This is a genomic window from Paraburkholderia sp. HC6.4b, assembly GCF_014200875.1.
GTDB classification, from domain to species: domain Bacteria; phylum Pseudomonadota; class Gammaproteobacteria; order Burkholderiales; family Burkholderiaceae; genus Paraburkholderia; species Paraburkholderia tuberum.
In genome coordinates this window covers 61,381-78,062 of the sequence record NZ_JACHDC010000023.1, presented here as the reverse complement: position 1 = coordinate 78,062, position 16,682 = coordinate 61,381, and the positions used below count along the sequence as shown (strand labels likewise).

General features: G+C 65.2%; 13 protein-coding genes. 6 read left to right on the top strand and 7 right to left on the bottom strand.

Going from position 1 to position 16,682, the window contains the following annotated elements:
* Positions 1 to 25 precede the first annotated feature (25 nt).
* Together HDG34_RS30695 and HDG34_RS30690 are read left to right on the top strand one after the other, a co-directional pair.
* Positions 26 to 694, top strand: coding sequence for a hypothetical protein (locus HDG34_RS30695; RefSeq protein ID WP_184065548.1), 669 nt, complete (start codon positions 26 to 28; stop codon positions 692 to 694).
* Between the two features lie 101 nt (positions 695 to 795).
* On the top strand, positions 796 to 1,539 hold the full coding sequence (locus HDG34_RS30690; protein ID WP_184065545.1) for a response regulator: 744 nt from the start codon (positions 796 to 798) through the stop codon (positions 1,537 to 1,539).
* 94 nt (positions 1,540 to 1,633) lie between these two features.
* Here the strand turns inward: HDG34_RS30690 and HDG34_RS30685 are convergent, their stop codons facing one another.
* The 4 genes from HDG34_RS30685 to HDG34_RS39935 all read right to left on the bottom strand — a co-directional run bounded on the left by HDG34_RS30685 (position 1,634) and on the right by HDG34_RS39935 (position 3,548).
* On the bottom strand, positions 1,634 to 2,305 hold the full coding sequence (locus tag HDG34_RS30685) for a flagellar basal body L-ring protein FlgH (protein WP_184035706.1): 672 nt from the start codon (positions 2,303 to 2,305) through the stop codon (positions 1,634 to 1,636).
* Between the two features lie 121 nt (positions 2,306 to 2,426).
* Positions 2,427 to 3,140, bottom strand: a complete 714-nt coding sequence (locus HDG34_RS30680; RefSeq protein ID WP_184065542.1) for a hypothetical protein — start codon at positions 3,138 to 3,140, stop codon at positions 2,427 to 2,429.
* A gap of 3 nt (positions 3,141 to 3,143) precedes the next feature.
* On the bottom strand, positions 3,144 to 3,341 hold the full coding sequence (locus HDG34_RS39940) for a DUF6726 family protein (RefSeq protein ID WP_184070632.1): 198 nt from the start codon (positions 3,339 to 3,341) through the stop codon (positions 3,144 to 3,146).
* Positions 3,342 to 3,356: 15 nt separating this feature from the next.
* Positions 3,357 to 3,548 (bottom strand): hypothetical protein, encoded by a 192-nt coding sequence (locus tag HDG34_RS39935; protein WP_260331864.1) that lies wholly within the window; start codon positions 3,546 to 3,548, stop codon positions 3,357 to 3,359.
* A 392-nt stretch (positions 3,549 to 3,940) separates the two neighbouring features.
* Between HDG34_RS39935 and HDG34_RS30670 the strand changes: the two genes are divergently transcribed.
* Both HDG34_RS30670 and HDG34_RS30665 read left to right on the top strand, forming a co-directional pair.
* Positions 3,941 to 4,681 carry a response regulator gene (locus tag HDG34_RS30670; protein WP_184065535.1) on the top strand — a complete coding sequence of 247 codons (741 nt, stop codon included), beginning with the start codon at positions 3,941 to 3,943 and terminating at the stop codon, positions 4,679 to 4,681.
* A complete protein-coding gene (locus tag HDG34_RS30665; RefSeq protein WP_184065532.1) occupies positions 4,678 to 5,985 on the top strand; it encodes an ATP-binding protein in 1,308 nt (435 codons plus the stop codon). The genes HDG34_RS30670 and HDG34_RS30665 overlap by 4 nt, the downstream gene beginning before the upstream one ends.
* A 190-nt stretch (positions 5,986 to 6,175) precedes the next feature.
* On the opposite strand, the gene HDG34_RS30660 is transcribed toward HDG34_RS30665, so the two are convergent.
* The gene (locus HDG34_RS30660; protein ID WP_184065529.1) at positions 6,176 to 7,051 is read right to left on the bottom strand and encodes a tyrosine-protein phosphatase; all 876 of its coding nucleotides are present in this window, start codon (positions 7,049 to 7,051) and stop codon (positions 6,176 to 6,178) included.
* 353 nt (positions 7,052 to 7,404) lie between these two features.
* On the opposite strand from HDG34_RS30660, the gene HDG34_RS30655 reads away from it, so the two are divergent.
* Both HDG34_RS30655 and HDG34_RS30650 read left to right on the top strand, forming a co-directional pair.
* Entirely contained in the window at positions 7,405 to 8,664 is a 1,260-nt protein-coding gene (locus HDG34_RS30655; RefSeq protein WP_184065526.1) for an MFS transporter, read from the top strand.
* 27 nt (positions 8,665 to 8,691) lie between these two features.
* Positions 8,692 to 9,957 (top strand): D-amino acid dehydrogenase, encoded by a 1,266-nt coding sequence (locus HDG34_RS30650; RefSeq protein WP_184065523.1) that lies wholly within the window; start codon positions 8,692 to 8,694, stop codon positions 9,955 to 9,957.
* A 197-nt stretch (positions 9,958 to 10,154) separates the two neighbouring features.
* Here HDG34_RS30650 and HDG34_RS30645 read toward each other — a convergent pair whose 3' ends face one another.
* Positions 10,155 to 11,624, bottom strand: coding sequence for a glutamate synthase subunit beta (locus HDG34_RS30645; RefSeq protein ID WP_184065521.1), 1,470 nt, complete (start codon positions 11,622 to 11,624; stop codon positions 10,155 to 10,157).
* A gap of 106 nt (positions 11,625 to 11,730) precedes the next feature.
* Positions 11,731 to 16,434 carry a glutamate synthase-related protein gene (locus HDG34_RS30640; protein ID WP_184065518.1) on the bottom strand — a complete coding sequence of 1,568 codons (4,704 nt, stop codon included), beginning with the start codon at positions 16,432 to 16,434 and terminating at the stop codon, positions 11,731 to 11,733.
* Between the last annotated feature and the right edge of the window lie 248 nt (positions 16,435 to 16,682).

The window sequence follows — 16,682 nt, the reverse complement described above, 5'->3', positions numbered from 1 at the left end:
CGTGACCGGGATCGGGCGCTGCCTCATGACCTCGTCGCCGACCGTGCGCGCGCCAGCGGCAACCAGGCATTCGCGCCTGGGTCTGGTCGCCTCGCTGATATGCCGGCGTCGTTGCGCCCTCGCCGCCTTCGCCGCGACGCTGACGCTCGCGCTCGACGGCTGCGCCTGGACGCTGATCCAGGCCGCCGACGCCACCGGCTCGGTCATCCAGGCCGGCTACGCGATCGCGTCGAACTACTCGTCGCCGACCTTCGTCAACGGGCGGCCCGCGGATTTGCGGCACCTCTGCATCGAAGTGAACCCGACGGTGTCGGTCGGCGATTTCGTGCCGGCGCTGCAGCTCGCGCTCGAGCGGCGCGGTATTCGTTCGGACGTCTACAATCCGGGTACCTCGCCGGCCGGCTGCGAAGCGCGGCTCGTCTACGACGCCGCGATCGACTATGGCCGCCGCTCGTTCAGCGACGAATCGATCCAGTACCTGTCGATCATCGATCTGACGCTGATCCAGAGTGGCCGCATTCTGGTCACCGCGCGCTATCAGACCGGCGGCCTGAACACCGACCGTTTTTCGTCGGCCTCGGTCAAGCTCGGCGGGCTGATCGAGCGGATGGTGGTCGATCGGACCGATTTCCCGCGTCAAGCGCAGCAACAGCAGACCCTGCAAACCTCGCAGGCCTTCCCGCCGCCCCACTGAGTGCTTGCGGCTTTGCTTTCGCTTGCAGCGCCTTACACGGGAAAGGATTGGAAAGCGGTATACGCTTTGCGCGGCCCGTGCGCATCACTAAGATGACCTGAATGAACCAGACCATCCTGATCGTCGATGACGATCCCGTCGTACGCGAGCTCGTCAGCGAATATCTGCACGGCCGCGGCTTCAAGGTCGCCATGCTGGAAAATGGCTTGGCGTTGCAGCGCAGATTGCAGCAGGAGCGTCCCGCGCTCGTCGTGCTCGACATCATGATGCCGGAGCTCGACGGCATCAGCGCGCTGCGCGCCTTGCGTGTCGCCGGCGACGACATTCCCGTGATCCTGCTGACCGCGCGCGCTGATCCGATCGATCGCGTGATCGGCCTCGAACTCGGCGCCGACGATTATCTCGGCAAGCCTTTCGAACCGAGCGAGCTCGTCGCGCGGATTCGCACCGTGCTGCGGCGTCGCGGCTCGATCGCGCCGGGCGCGCCCGAACAGCGCGCGCCCTATCATTTCGGCCGCTTCGAAGTGAACTTCCCCGCGCGCGAACTGCGCCGCGACGGCGAACGCATCACGCTGCGTTCGAGCGAATTCGCGATGCTGAAGGTGTTCGTCACGCACGCGATGACCGTGCTCACGCGTGCGCAGCTGCTCGAAAAACTGCACGGCAATAGCGAAGCGCATCGCAATCGCAGTCTCGACGTATCGATCTGGCGCTTGCGTCGATTGATCGAAGTGGACCCGTCGGAACCGCGCTACGTGCAGACGGTGTGGGGACACGGCTACGTGTTCGTGCCGGACGGCGAGATCGGCGCGGCCGAACGCGGGCTTGCGCCGCCGCTCGGTTAGCGGCGCCTGATGGTCGAAGCCGGTTGATGCGGCCCACGCGTCGCACGTAACGCGCAGCGCGGTGTCGCGCGCACCGCGCTGACCCGGCTGACGGTCAAAACGTCAGCACACTCAGAAACATCCTCTGCAGCCAGCCCATCGTCGTCGCATCGTTGACCATGCCGAGGCCCGCCTGCTCGATGCGCGCGTTCGCGACCTTGCTCGACGCGACGTAATTGCCTGCTTCGATGTCCTTGGGATTGACGATGCCCGAGAGTCGAAGACGGTCGCGGGTCCCGCTCATCGCGATCACCTTCTCGCCTGACACGACGAGATTGCCGCCCGACACCGTGCCGATCACGGTCACGGCTAGCGTGCCCGTCATGTCGCTGATGTCGCTCAGATTGCCCTGCCCTTTGTAGTCGGTGCTGGCAGAGCCGATGTTGAATAGTTTGGCGAGTCGCGCGGCGGCATTCGTCGATTGATCCGCGGCAGTCGCGGTGATGCTGCTCGTGCGGTTCGCCGACGCGCTCGCGCTGTTGTTGCCGCTATACGATTCCGACAGCCGGATCGTCAGCACGTCGCCGACGTGCTGCGCGCGCGGCGTCTCATACAGCAGCAACGGCGCGCCGGCCTGATAGATCGCGCCTTGCGTGTTGACGTTCAACGGCGCGGACGCGAGCGGCGGCGCCATCGGCGTTTCGACGATCGACCTGGTCTGCGCGCTCGAACAGGCCGCGAGACAGCTCGCGGCGCCGAGCACGAGGGTGAGACGTAGCGCGGTCATGCTGGCTCCGTGGCGGAAAGGATGAAAGGAGTCGAAGTGAGGCGGCCTATCCGGACACCGCCCGGTTTCGGCGTTGGGATCGCACCGGTAATCAGGGTTGCCTGGCAAACGTCAGCCCGCGTCAGCCCGCGTCGGCGCCGCTCGCCTGCCATTGCCGCACGACCGCTTTCATCCACGCATCCGAGCCCTTCAGCAGATACGTGAGCGTGCCGTTGCGGCTGCCGGGCAGAAAGCACAGAGTGATCGAACTCACCGCGTTCTCCCATACGTACATCGGCATCGCGCCCGGCGCCGCCGCGTTGCGGGTCGCGAGACGCGGCGGCCCGTAACGATCCTCGAGCGCGTCGCGCAGATCCTCCGCGGTCAGCTCGTCGATCACGAACGACATCTCGTAGAGACGCAGCGCGCCCTGCCCGTCGATGCGCGCGAAGCGCATCACGTGTTCGAGCGCCGGCGCACCATCGACCACGGCCTGCGACACCGCCCAGCGTTCATCATCGCGATGCGCCCAGCGGCATGCGACGCTCAGGCTATCGTGCGACTTCAGCCGCATGCCGAGCGCTCCGGCCTGCACGTCCGTCTCGCAGATCGGCACGCTGCCGACCGGCGTCGCGCGCACGGTCGAGCCCGCACGGAATTCGTCGATCGTGATGCCGAGCGCGACGCCGCGAAACGAAAACGGCGCGTCCGGCGAGCGCCGCCGCGTGTCGGTGACGACGCTATTCGATGCCGCGCTGGCCGCCTTCGCACTGCGCGCGACGAACTGTGCATGCGCGGCGCACGACAGCACGCCGCCGAGCAGCATCAGTGCACCAACCATCCGGGTAAGCGTCATGATTCAATCGATCGCGGAAGCGCACATGTCGAAAGGCGTCGCCGCCGCATGGCCGACGACCGGCAGCACTTTCAGGGTCGCCGCCGTGACCCGGCACGGCAGCGCCGCGGCGCCGCAGCCGCCGAGCGGCAACAGCAGCGCGCCGGCAACGAGCCACGCCACGGCGCGCCGCCGCTGCTCAGTAGTTCTGGATAACGGCACGCGGACCTCGCCGATTCACGCAGTCGTGTTGAGCAGATGGCCGATGAGCCCCGTGCCCGGCGCAGGCAGTGCAGGCTTCCCGAGCCCGGCGCTCTGCTGCGATTTCGCCGCTGCGCCCGTGGAGTTTGAACTGGCGGATTTCTCCGTGGCCGGCTTATTCGCCAGCGAGGAGAAAGGCGTGGAACTGAGCGTATTGTGGATCGTCATGATGGACCTCGCGAAGGTGCGCATTGCGCACCGGTGTCGGTTGAACGCCGCGCGCCGTCGTCCGAGGCAGCGGGCCTCGTTCGGCGTGCGGCGCGACTTGCTGCGGAACCAATCATCGCGCCGCGCGGGTGCCGACGATGGGCGAAGCAAAGCACGCTTTCGCGCGGTTGTTACGATCCGTTCCGTGGGCTTGCGAGGGCTTTCGAGTGCTTGCCAACTGTTGTCATCGCGTGCCTGTCGTCGCGCAGAGCCGGATCAGGCAGTGCTAAAGTAAGCGCTGCACCTTCGCTGATCCGCCCCGGCGCGAGCCCGCCAGCACCGAGCGGCACACAGTAAGCGTTGGTAAGGAAATGCCCGGTCGCGCGTCGGGCGGGCCAGTCTAGAATTTCGCCATGAATCCACAGGTCCTTATCGTCGACGACGATCCGGTCGTACGCGATCTGCTTTGCAAGTTTCTGCAGTCGAACGGCTTCGATGCGTCCGTGCTGCATGACGGCACCCATTTGCAGCGTCGTCTCGAGCGTGAGCGGCCGTCGGTCGTCGTGCTCGACATCATGATGCCGAACACCGACGGCCTGCGCGCGCTCACCGCGTTGCGCGCCGCCGGCGACGACATCCCGGTGATCTTCGTGACCGCGCGCGGCACGGTGGCCGACCGCATCGTCGGCCTGTCGCTCGGCGCGGACGACTATCTGACCAAGCCGTTCGATCCGCGCGAACTGCTCGTGCGGATCCAGACCGTGTTGCGCCGGCGCGGGCCGTCCACCACGAGCGCGCCCGAAGCACGCAAGCGCTATCGCTTCGGTCCATTCGAACTGGACTTCGCCACGCGCTCGCTGAGCCGCGACGACGCCAAGCTGCCGCTGCGCGACAGCGAATTCGCGCTGCTGAAGATCTTCGTCAACAATCCGTACAAGGTGCTGTCGCGCGTGCTGATTCACGATCTCGTGCATCGCGACAACCTCGCGTTCCGCGACCGTAGCCTCGACGTACCGATCTGGCGCCTGCGCCGCGTGATCGAGGACGATCCGTCGAACCCGTGCTACGTGCAAACGGTGCGCGGCAAGGGCTACGTGTTCGTGCCCGACGCCAACGGCGCACCCTTCGAGGACGGGGCCGCCCCGAGCGCATGAGAAATCCGCTGAACACGCTGTTCGGCAGAATGGCGTTGCTGTCGGCGGCGGTGCTGTTCGCGATTCAGGCGAGCTGGTTCGTGCTGGTGACGATGCAGCCGCCGCGCCATGAAATCGACGGCTTCGCGCGCGGCATTCTGCTCGTGCTGCAGGCGATCAACGGCGAGCCGATCAAGGGCGCCGCGCTCGCGCCGGCGATGCGCGTACATCTGGTGCCCACCTGGAACATGCCGACCAGCGTGCATCTGGGCGAGCCGCACGAGCATATGGTGGTCGAACTGAGCCGGCACCTGCGTGAGAACCTGCCGGCCGGCACGCAGATCGCCGTCGACGATCTGCGTCCGCCGCAACTGTGGGTGCTGGTCCCGGGCAAGTCGAACTGGGTCGTCGTGCCGGTCGACCTGCCGCCGCCGCCGCGCTTTCTGATCGAATCGGTGTCGATGCTGATCGCCGGGCTGATCCTGTCGTTGTTCGCGGTGTGGCAGATGCAACGGCCGTTGTCGCGCGTGGCCGATGCGTCGCGCGCGTTCGGCTCGGGCGGCCGGCCCCAACCCGTGCCGGTGCAGGGCCCGCGCGAGCTGCGTGAGCTGATCGGCTCATTCAACGACATGATGCGGCGCCTGAACGAAGCCGGCGACGACCAGGCGGTGATGCTCGCCGGCGTCGCGCACGATCTGAAGGCGCCGCTCACGCGCCTGAAGCTGCGCGCAAGCGTGCTGGTCGACGAAAACGAGCGCGCGGGCCTGATCCGCGACGTCGATTCCCTGACCAACATCGTCCAGCAGTTCCTCGAATTCGCGGGCCAATCGGCGGACGCCGGACCGCCCGTCGAAGTCGACGAGTTCTTGCGCGAGCAGTTTTCCTCGGGCGATTACGCGGAGGCCGCTGAAACCGCCGAAGCGGCGGACCCCGCCGAAACCCCGCTGTTCGCGCTCGATCTGCGCGCCGGCCCCTCGTTCACGCTGCCGCGCACGCTGCTCGACCGGCTCGTGACGAACCTCGTCGACAACGCGCTCGAACACGGCATGCCGCCCGTGGAAATCTCGACCGCGTGCAGCGACCGTCATTGGACGATCAGCGTGCGCGACCACGGCGCCGGCATTCCCGACGACCGCATTGCCGCGGCGATGAAGCCGTTCGTGCGGCTCGACGCCGCGCGCGGCGGCGAAGGCCATTGCGGGCTCGGTCTCGCGATCGTCGCGCGGCTCGCGCACGATCGCGGTGGACGCTGCCTCGTGCGCAATCACGCGCAGGGGGGGCTCGAAGTACGGATCGAATTGCCGGTGGACCCGGCGCTGTCGTAAGGATGCTCGCAGGCAAACGCGGCGCGGACCGGACACTTACCTGCCCTTACCGCATCGACTGTCGCGCGGGGTGCGGCCTTATAGTCACCCCCGGCAACCTTGATGCAGCCCTTCCCGGTCCGCCCGCACCTCTGCGGCGGACTTTTTTTTGCCCTGTAGGAAGGCCACCAAAGCGCGCCAGCGAAGCGCGTCAATGCACGAGCCGATTGCGCAGCGCGTCGACCGTCGCCGTGGAAAGACCGAGGCCTTGCGTCAGGTAGCTCGCCATCGTGCCGTAGCTCGCCTGCACCTGGTCGAAGCCCGCCTGCAGATAGTTCTCGTCCACGTCGAGCAACGGCGCTCTCGCCGTCGCGATGGCCGCGCCTTCCTGCGCGCGCAGCGTGGTGGTTTGCGCGGCGATCGATGGCGCGAGATAGACGTTGCTGAGCAGGTAGTCCTGCATGATCACGTCGAGCGGAACGTTGGCGATGCTGAGCAGCAGCGCCGCGACCCAGCCCGCGCGATCCTTGCCCGCGTTCGAGTGGAATAGCTGCGCGCCCGTGCCGTCGGCGAGCGCGCCGAGCAACGCCCCATAGGCGGCTCGCTGCGGGCCGCCCGTCACATACGCGCGCGCCTGCGCCTGCATGAACGCGACGGCGTCGACGGGAGAATCGACCGGGGGCGCGACGAAGTCGTTCATGCCGAGCACGTTCAGCGTCGAGGATGTCGCGCCGCTCGGCAGCACGTCGGCGGCGCGTGCGATTTCGGCGGGCGTGCGCAGGTCGTAGACCGACACGATACCGAGCTTGTCGAGCGTCGCCGTGTCGGTGCCGCTCAGCGTCAGCGCGTTCGCGCGATAGAACACGCCGCGCCGCATCTGTTTGCCGTCGACGGTCAGGTAGCCGGCACCCGCGCCGCCGACATCGCGGAAGTTGCTGACCGACACGAGCCGCGGCGTAGCCGGCTGATCGGCTTCGAGACTACCGCCGCAGGCGGACAGCAGCGTGCTGCCGAAACCCGCGGCCAGCATCGCACCGGCCGAGCCCCTCAGAAAGCGTCGCCGCGCCGCCGACGCTTCGCCGGGCATGCCGCGCTCCACGGGCACGGTCGTGCTCGCAAAGGCGCGGAAAGGCGAACGGTTTTTCGCGGTAACGGACATCGGGGCGACAGGTGTATAGGAGGATTGCGTGGGGCAGCCGGGGCTGCAGACGCAGTTTAACGTTGACCAGAAAGTTTTGCGTTACATCGTAGGGGTTAGTAAGAAAAAAGAGGGACGGTTGGCCCACCGATTTCCGTTCCCTTGCGGTGCCTTATCGGCCGTTACCGCGCGCACGCCCTTTTTGACCCCAACTGGCCTCACGACGCCGCATCCCCGTAGAATACTGACACCCTCCCATCCGGCCCCCGCAGGCACAAGAAACCTGGAGACCACAACAAAACATGTCTTCTCTCCAATGGTTCACCGAGCTGACCCCGCGCGAGCGTCGCACGCTATTCGCCGGTTTCGGCGGATACGCGGTCGACGCGTTCGACTTCATGATCTACTCGTTCCTCATCCCGACGCTGATCGCGACGTGGGGCATGAGCAAAAGCGAAGCAGGCATGATCGCCACCAGCTCGCTGATTTCGTCGGCGATCGGCGGCTGGCTCGCCGGCATTCTTGCCGATCGCCACGGCCGCATCCGTGTATTGCAATGGACGATCGCCACCTTCGCGATCTTCACGTTCCTGTCTGGCTTCACGCAGTCGTTCTGGCAGTTGCTCGCCACGCGTACGCTGCAGGGCATCGGCTTCGGCGGTGAGTGGTCGGTCGTGACGATCATGATGGCCGAGACGATCCGCTCGCCACAGCATCGCGCAAAGGCGGTCGGCACCGTGCAGAGCAGCTGGTCGTTCGGCTGGGCGGCCGCGGCGATCGTCTACTGGGCGGCTTTCGCGCTGCTGCCCGAGCAGTACGCGTGGCGCGCGTGTTTCTGGGTTGGCCTGCTGCCCGCCGCATGGATCATCTATATCCGCCGCAACGTCAGCGACCCCGACATCTTTGTCGCGACGCGTCGCGCGCGCGAAAGCGGCATCAACACGTCGCACTTCATGCAGATCTTCTCAGCCGAGCATCTGAAGACAACTGTGCTCGGCAGCGCGCTGTGCACCGGCATGCTCGGCGGCTACTACGCGATCACGACGTGGCTGCCCACTTATCTGAAGACGGAGCGCCATCTGTCGGTGTTCAATACGAGCGGCTATCTGATCGTGCTGATCGTCGGTTCGTTCGCCGGCTATATCGTCGGCGCGATTCTGTGCGACAGGATCGGCCGGCGCGCGTCGTTCGTGCTGTTCGCGGTCGGCTCGTTCGTGCTCGGCATGGTCTACACGATGCTGCCGATCACCGACACGATGATGCTCGCGCTCGGCTTCCCGCTCGGCATCGTCGTGCAGGGGATTTTCGCGGGCATCGGCGCGTATCTGTCGGAGCTGTATCCGAACGAAATCCGCGGCTCGGGGCAAGGCTTCTGCTACAACCTCGGGCGCGGGCTCGGTTCGTTCTTCCCGATACTCGTCGGCACCTTCGCGCAGACGATGACGCTCGTGAAGGCGATGGGCATCGTCGCGGGCGCGGGGTATCTGCTCGTGATCGTCGCCGCGTTGTGCCTGCCGGAAACGAAGGGCAAGGTGCTAGGGGCGGCTGGCTCCGCCGCTTGAGATCGTCTGACACCGCAGTTCCCAATCATGAAAACGATCGTACTCGGCGGCGGCGTCATCGGCGTCGCCACTGCTTTTTATCTGTGCCAGCAAGGCTGCGACGTGACGGTGATCGAGCGCGAACCCGACGTCGCCCTGTCCACGAGTTTCGGCAACGCCGGCGTGATCGCGCCGGGCTACGTGACGCCATGGGCCGCGCCCGGCATGCCGGTGAAAATCCTCAAGTACCTGTTCAAGCCGGCCTCGCCGCTGATCTTCCGGCCGACGCTCGATCCGGCCCAATGGCGCTGGATCGCGCGCTGGCTTCGCGAGTGCGACCTCGACCGCTTTCGCGTGAACAAGCAGCGTATGCAGCGCATCGCGTACTACAGCCGCGCTTGCCTGCACGAATTCCGCGGCCGTCATCCGTTCGACTACGGCCGCAGCCAGGGCTATCTGCAACTGTTTCGCAGCGAGTACGACGTCGAACTCGCGCAGCCGGCGCTTGCGGTGCTGCGCGAGGGGGGCATCGTGCATCGGGAAGTCAGCGCCGCGCAGTGCGCGGAGATCGAGCCCGGTCTGCGCTGGGCGCGTCAAGCGCCGTTCTCGGGCCTCTATCTGCCCGACGACGAAGCCGGCGACTGCGCGCGCTTCACCCGCGAACTGCGCGCGATCTGTGAACGCAATGGCGTGAGCTTTCGCTTCGACACGCGCGTCACGTCGCTCGATGTCGAGGGAGCGACGGTGCGCGGCGTGCATATTCAAAGCGAGCAGGGCGCGCAGACGCTGCCGGCCGACGCGGTGGTCGTCGCGCTCGGCGTCGATAGCGCGGCGCTGCTCGCGCCGCTCGGCGTGAAGGTGCCGCTCTATCCGGTGAAGGGCTATTCGGCCACGCTGCCTGTGACCGACGAGGAAAAAGCGCCACGGGCGGCACTGATGGACGAATCGCTGAAGACGGCGATCACGCGCTTCGGCAACAACCTGCGCATCGCGGGTACAGCGGAGCTCGGCAATCGCCAGACGACGTTGCGCGAGCAGGCGCTGCAAACGCTGCTCACGGTGCTGCGCGACTGGTTTCCGCACGCGGCCAATCCGACTTCCGCGCACTTCTGGGTCGGCCACCGGCCGATGACGCCCGATGGCACGCCGCTGCTCGGCCCGTGCAACATCGACAACTTATGGCTGAACCTCGGGCACGGCTCGACGGGCTGGGCGATGTCGATGGGCTCGGCGCGCGTGGTCGCGGATCTGATCGCGCAGCGCAAACCGGAGATCGATCTCGACGGTCTGACGCTCGCGCGCTATCGCCAATGAGGCGGACATAACGCACCGCGACGGGATAAAAGAAAACCGGGCTCCCCCTTTCAGGCGAGCCCGGTTTCTTTTTTACTGCATTGCTTTCCCGCTACAGGTGCCATTCATGGGGCGCCTTGTCGTCTCCACGTCTTCCTGCAAATCGTGGCCGGCGCGCGCGGCCTGGAACGCCAGGCACGCACACCGGCTGAAGACGCTTAACGCGGCAGTTCCGAATGCCCCATCAGGAACGCATCGACCGAACGTGCGCACTGACGGCCTTCGCGAATCGCCCACACCACGAGCGACTGGCCGCGGCGCATGTCGCCTGCCGTGAACACCTTGTTCACCGACGTGTAGTACGCCTTGTCGCCCTCGGTCGTGGCGCGCACGTTGCCGCGCGCATCCTTGTCGACGCCGAACGCTTCGAGCACCGGCGACACCGGCTGCGTGAAGCCCATCGCGAGCAGCACGAGGTCGGCCTTCATTATGAATTCGGAGTTCGGCACTTCGACCATCTTGCCGTCCTTCCATTCGACGCGCGCGGCGATCAGCTTCTCGACCTTGCCGTTCTTGCCTTCGAGACGCTTGGTCGCGACCGCCCAGTCGCGCTCGCAGCCTTCCTCATGCGACGACGACGTGCGCAGCTTGATCGGCCAGTACGGCCATACGAGCGGCTTGTTCTCTTCTTCCGGCGGCTGCGGCAGCAGTTCGAACTGCGTGACGCTCTTCGCGCCGTGACGGTTCGACGTGCCCACGCAGTCGGAACCGGTATCGCCGCCGCCGATCACGACGACGTGCTTGCCCTTCGCGACGAGCTGGTTCGGCACTTTGTCGCCGGCGTTGACCTTGTTCTGCTGCGGCAGGAATTCCATCGCGTAGTACACGCCTTCGAGCTCGCGGCCCGGCACCGGCAGATCGCGCGGCATTTCGGAACCACCGGCGATCACGACCGCGTCGAACTGTTCGTTCAACTCGGCCGGCGTGATGGTTTCCTTCGCCGTGTTGCCGATGTGCGCCGGCAGCGAGTCCGGCTTGCCGACGAACACGTTGGTGCGGAACGTCACGCCTTCGCCTTCCATCTGGCGCATGCGGCGGTCGATCTGCCACTTCTCCAGTTTGAAGTCGGGGATGCCATAACGCAGCAGGCCGCCGATCCGGTCGTTCTTCTCGAACACGGTCACGTCATGACCGGCGCGCGCGAGCTGCTGCGCGGCCGCGAGACCCGCGGGGCCCGAGCCGACCACGGCGACCTTCTTGCCGGTCTTGTGCTTCGGCGTTTGCGGCGCGACCCAGCCTTCGGTCCAGGCTTTGTCGATGATCGCGTGCTCGATCGACTTGATGCCGACCGGGTCGTCGTTGATGCCGAGCGTGCACGCCGCTTCGCACGGTGCCGGGCAGATGCGGCCCGTGAACTCGGGGAAGTTGTTGGTCGAATGCAGCACTTCGATCGCGTTCTTCCAGTCCTGACGGAACACCAGGTCGTTGAAGTCCGGGATGATGTTGTTGACCGGGCAGCCGCTGTTGCAGAACGGAATGCCGCAGTCCATGCAACGCGCGCCTTGAATCTTCGCTTCGTCGTCGGTCAGTGCCGCGACGAATTCCTTGTAGTGCTTCACACGCGTGAGCGGAGCCTCGTACGTCTCGTGGCGACGTTCGAACTCGAGAAAACCGGTTGCCTTGCCCATGTGGTTCTCTTCTCTATCTGTATCTAGGGGGGTAATCTGGACCCGCCACGCGTCGATTGGTCGGAACGCGGCGGGTACGTCTAAAGTTGACTTCCGTGAAGGCAGCTCAGGCGGCGAGCACTTCGCTGTTCGCCTTCTTCGCGGCGAGTTCGCCGAGCGCGCGCTTGTATTCGGTCGGGAACACCTTCACGAACTGACGGCGTGCCGCGTCCCAGTTTTCGAGCAGCGCCTTCGCGCGCGGAGAGCCCGTGAACTGGAAGTGACGCTCGATGAGCCCCTTGAGCAGCGCTTCGTCGGTCATGCCGCGATGCCACACGCCCTGATCGACCGTGCGCTCCTGTTCGGCCTGTTGCAGCACCGGTTCGAGCGCGACCATCGACTTGTTGCACTTGCTCGCGAACATGCCGTCCGGATCGAACACGTACGCGATGCCGCCCGACATACCGGCCGCGAAGTTACGGCCCGTCTCGCCGAGCACGACGACCGTGCCGCCCGTCATGTATTCGCAACCGTGGTCGCCCGTGCCTTCGACGACCGCCGTCGCGCCCGAGTTACGCACGCAGAATCGCTCGCCGGCCACGCCGCGGAAGAAGGCTTCGCCTTCGATCGCGCCGTACATCACCGTGTTGCCGCAGATGATGTTCTCTTCCGACTTGCCGCGGAAATCGTTGGTCGGACGGATGATGATGCGGCCGCCCGACAGGCCCTTGCCCACGTAGTCGTTGCCGTCGCCGACCAGATCCAGCGTGATGCCCTTCGCGAGGAACGCGCCGAAGCTCTGACCCGCGGTGCCCTTCAACTGGATGTGGATCGCGTCGTCCGCGAGTCCTTCGTGGCCGTACTTCTTCGCGATCGTGCCCGACAGCATCGCGCCGACCGTGCGGTTCACGTTGCGCACCGGCTGGATGAACGACACGTGCTCGCCTTTTTCGATCGCGGCCTTCGCCTTCTCGATCAGCGTGTGGTCGAGCGCGCGGTCGAGGCCGTGATCCTGCACGTCGACGTGCTTGCGCGCGACTTCCGCCGGCACTTGCGGCTGGTAGAACACACGCGAGAAGTCGAGGCCCTTCGCCTTCCAGTGCTCGATACCCTTCTTCGTGTCGAGCAGTTCCGCGCGACCGATCAGGTCGTCGAACCTGCGGATACCGAGTTGCGCCATGATTTCGCGCGCCTCTTCCGCAATGAAGAAGAAGAAGTTCACGACGTGTTCCGGCTGGCCCTGGAACTTCGCGCGCAGCACCGGATCTTGCGTCGCGACGCCGACCGGGCACGTGTTCAGATGGCACTTGCGCATCATGATGCAGCCTTCGACGACGAGCGGCGCCGTCGCGAAGCCGAACTCGTCAGCGCCGAGCAGCGCGCCGATCACGACGTCGCGGCCGGTCTTCATCTGACCGTCGGCCTGCACGCGGATACGGCCGCGCAGCCGGTTCAGCACCAGCGTCTGCTGCGTTTCGGCGAGACCCAGTTCCCACGGCGTGCCCGCATGCTTGATCGACGACAGCGGCGATGCACCCGTGCCGCCGTCATGACCGGCGATCACGACGTGGTCGGCCTTCGCCTTCGCGACACCCGCGGCAACCGTACCGACGCCCGACTCCGACACGAGCTTCACCGAGATGCTCGACGACGCGTTCACGTTCTTCAGATCGTGAATCAGCTGCGCCAGATCTTCGATCGAGTAGATGTCGTGGTGCGGCGGCGGCGAAATCAGGCCGACGCCCGGCACCGAGTAACGCAGCTTGCCGATGTAGTCCGACACCTTGTGACCCGGCAGCTGACCGCCTTCGCCCGGCTTCGCGCCCTGCGCCATCTTGATCTGGATCTGGTCGGCCGACACGAGGTACTCCGCCGTCACGCCGAAGCGGCCCGACGCGACCTGCTTGATGCGCGAGCGCAGCGAATCGCCTTCCTTCAACGGAATGTCGACGACCACTTCGTCGCCGATCACGGACTTCATCGTGTCGCCGTTCTTGATCGGAATGCCGCGCAGTTCGTTGCGGTAACGGTTCGCGTCTTCACCGCCTTCACCGGTGTTCGACTTGCCGCCGATGCGGTTCATCGCGACGGCGAGCGTGGCGTGCGCTTCGGTGCTGATCGAGCCCATCGACATTGCGCCGGTCGCGAAACGCTTGACGATTTCCTTCGCCGGTTCGACTTCGTCGAGCGGGATCGCCTTGGTCGGATCGAACTTGAACTCGAACAGGCCGCGGAAGGTCATGTGGCGCTTGGTCTGATCGTTGATCAGATGCGCGTATTCCTTGTACGTCTGGTACGAGTTGCTGCGCGCCGAGTGCTGCAGCTTGGCGATCGCATCCGGCGTCCACATGTGTTCTTCGCCGCGCACGCGGTATGCGTACTCGCCGCCCGCGTCGAGCATGTTCGCGAGGACGGGGTTGTCGCCGAATGCTTCGCGATGCAAACGGATCGCTTCTTCCGCGACGTCGAACAGACCAATGCCGCCGACTTTCGACGACGTGCCGTGGAAGTACTTCGACACCAGATCCGCGGCGAGACCGACCGCTTCGAAAATCTGCGCGCCGGTGTACGACATGTAGGTCGAAATACCCATCTTCGACATGACCTTCTGCAGACCCTTGCCGACTGCCTTCGTGAAGTTGTAGACCGCCTTCTCCGCCGACAGGTCGCCCTTCAGGCCGGCCGCGAGCTGGCTCAGCGTTTCCATCGCGAGGTACGGGTGCACGGCTTCCGCGCCATAGCCCGCGAGCAGCGCGAAGTGGTGCGTTTCACGCGCCGAACCGGTTTCGACGACGAGACCCGTGCTCGTGCGCAGACCCTGCTGCACGAGGTGCGTATGGATCGCGGCCGTAGCGAGCAGCGCCGGAATCGCGACGTTGTCGCGATCGGTCTTGCGGTCCGACACGATCAGCATGTTGTAACCGGACTTGACCGCATCGACGGCTTCCGCGCACAGCGACGCAAGGCGTGCCTCGATGCCTTCCTTGCCCCAGGCGACCGGATAGCAGATGTTCAGTTCGTACGAGCTGAACTTGCCGCCCGTGTACTGATCGATCGCGCGGATCTTCGCGATGTCCTTGAAGTCGAGCACCGGCTGCGACACTTCGAGACGCATCGGCGGGTTGATGTTGTTCGTGTCGAGCAGGTTCGGCTTCGGGCCGATGAACGACACGAGCGACATCACCATGTTTTCACGGATCGGATCGATCGGCGGGTTCGTGACCTGCGCGAACAACTGCTTGAAGTAGTGATAGAGCGTCTTGTTCTTGTTGGACATGACCGCGAGCGGCGAGTCGTTGCCCATCGAGCCGACGGCTTCCTCGCCCGCTTGCGCCATCGGCGCCATCAGGAACTTCAGGTCTTCCTGGGTGTAGCCGAACGCCTGCTGGCGATCCAGCAGCGCAGCAGCTTCGCGGCGTTCCGTCACGACGTCTTCGGCCTTCGCCTCGATCTCGTCGAGCTTGATGCGCACGGCGTCGATCCAGCTCTTGTACGGCTTGGCGTTCGCGAGGTTGTCCTTCAGTTCCTTGTCGTCGATGATGCGGCCGTGCTCCATGTCGATCAGGAACATCTTGCCCGGCTGCAGACGCCACTTCTTGACGATTTTCGACTCGGAAATAGGCAACGTGCCGGCTTCCGACGCCATGATGACGAGGTCGTCGTCGGTGACGATGTAGCGCGCCGGGCGCAGACCGTTACGGTCGAGCGTCGCGCCGATCTGGCGGCCGTCGGTGAACGCGATGGCGGCGGGGCCGTCCCACGGCTCCATCATGGCGGCGTGGTATTCGTAGAACGCGCGGCGATTTTCGTCCATCAGCGTGTGCTGTTCCCAGGCTTCCGGAATCATCATCATCATCGCGTGGACGAGCGGGTAGCCGGCCATCACCAGCAGTTCGAGACAGTTGTCGAACGATGCCGTATCCGATTGGCCCGGATAGATCAGCGGCCACAGCTTCGGCAGATCGTCGCCGAGTACGTGCGAGGCGATCGCGCCGGTACGCGCGTTCAGCCAGTTGACGTTGCCCTTCACCGTGTTGATTTCGCCGTTGTGGGCGATCATGCGGTACGGGTGAGCCAGTTCCCACGCCGGGAACGTGTTGGTCGAGAAGCGCTGGTGCACGAGTGCGAGCGCCGAGATGGTGCGGTCGTCCTGCAGGTCGCGGTAGTACACGCCGACCTGGCCCGCCAGCAGCAGACCCTTGTAGACGACCGTGCGCGCCGACATCGACGGCACGAAGTATTCCTTGCCGTGCTTGAGCTTCAGCGCCTGGATGCGATGGCTCGCGGTCTTGCGGATGATGTACAGCTTCCGCTCGAGCGCGTCGGTCACCATGATGTCCTTGCCGCGGCCGATAAAGATCTGGCGGATCAGCGGCTCGCTCGCCTTCACGGTCGGCGAGATCGGCATGGCGTGGTCGACCGGCACGTCGCGCCAGCCGAGCACGACCTGACCCTCGGCCTTCACCGTGCGCTCGAGCTCCTGTTCGCAGGCGATGCGCGACGCGTGCTCCTTCGGCAGGAAAATCATGCCGACGCCGTATTCGCCAGCCGGCGGCAGCGTCACGCCCTGCCGGGCCATCTCTTCGCGATAGAAGCCGTCCGGAATCTGGATCAGGATGCCCGCGCCGTCGCCCATCAGCGGATCGGCGCCGACGGCGCCCCGGTGATCGAGGTTCTCGAGAATCTTCAGGCCCTGCTGGATGATTTCGTGACTCTTGTGTCCCTTGATATGGGCGACGAAGCCGACGCCGCAGGCATCATGCTCGTTTTGCGGGTCGTACAGACCTTGGGCGGCGGGAACCGGGTGAATCGGTTGCTGATGATCGTTCATGGGGACACCGTCTGTGAGGAGGCCGGACAGGCCGTTAAACCATTGTGCTTTTGCCGCAGTGCGCTTCGGGACCACGACGGCGCTCTTCTCGCAGCAAGACTGCGCGGGACGAAAAGCGTCGGAAATCGGAATATACGCGACGAATCAAGGAAATAGCAAATAAAACCTAATGATCAGCCCCCGATTATCAAATTGGTGCAGTGCGGTTATTTTTTATTGGTGCCACATCAATTTGGGGCAAAAGAAAA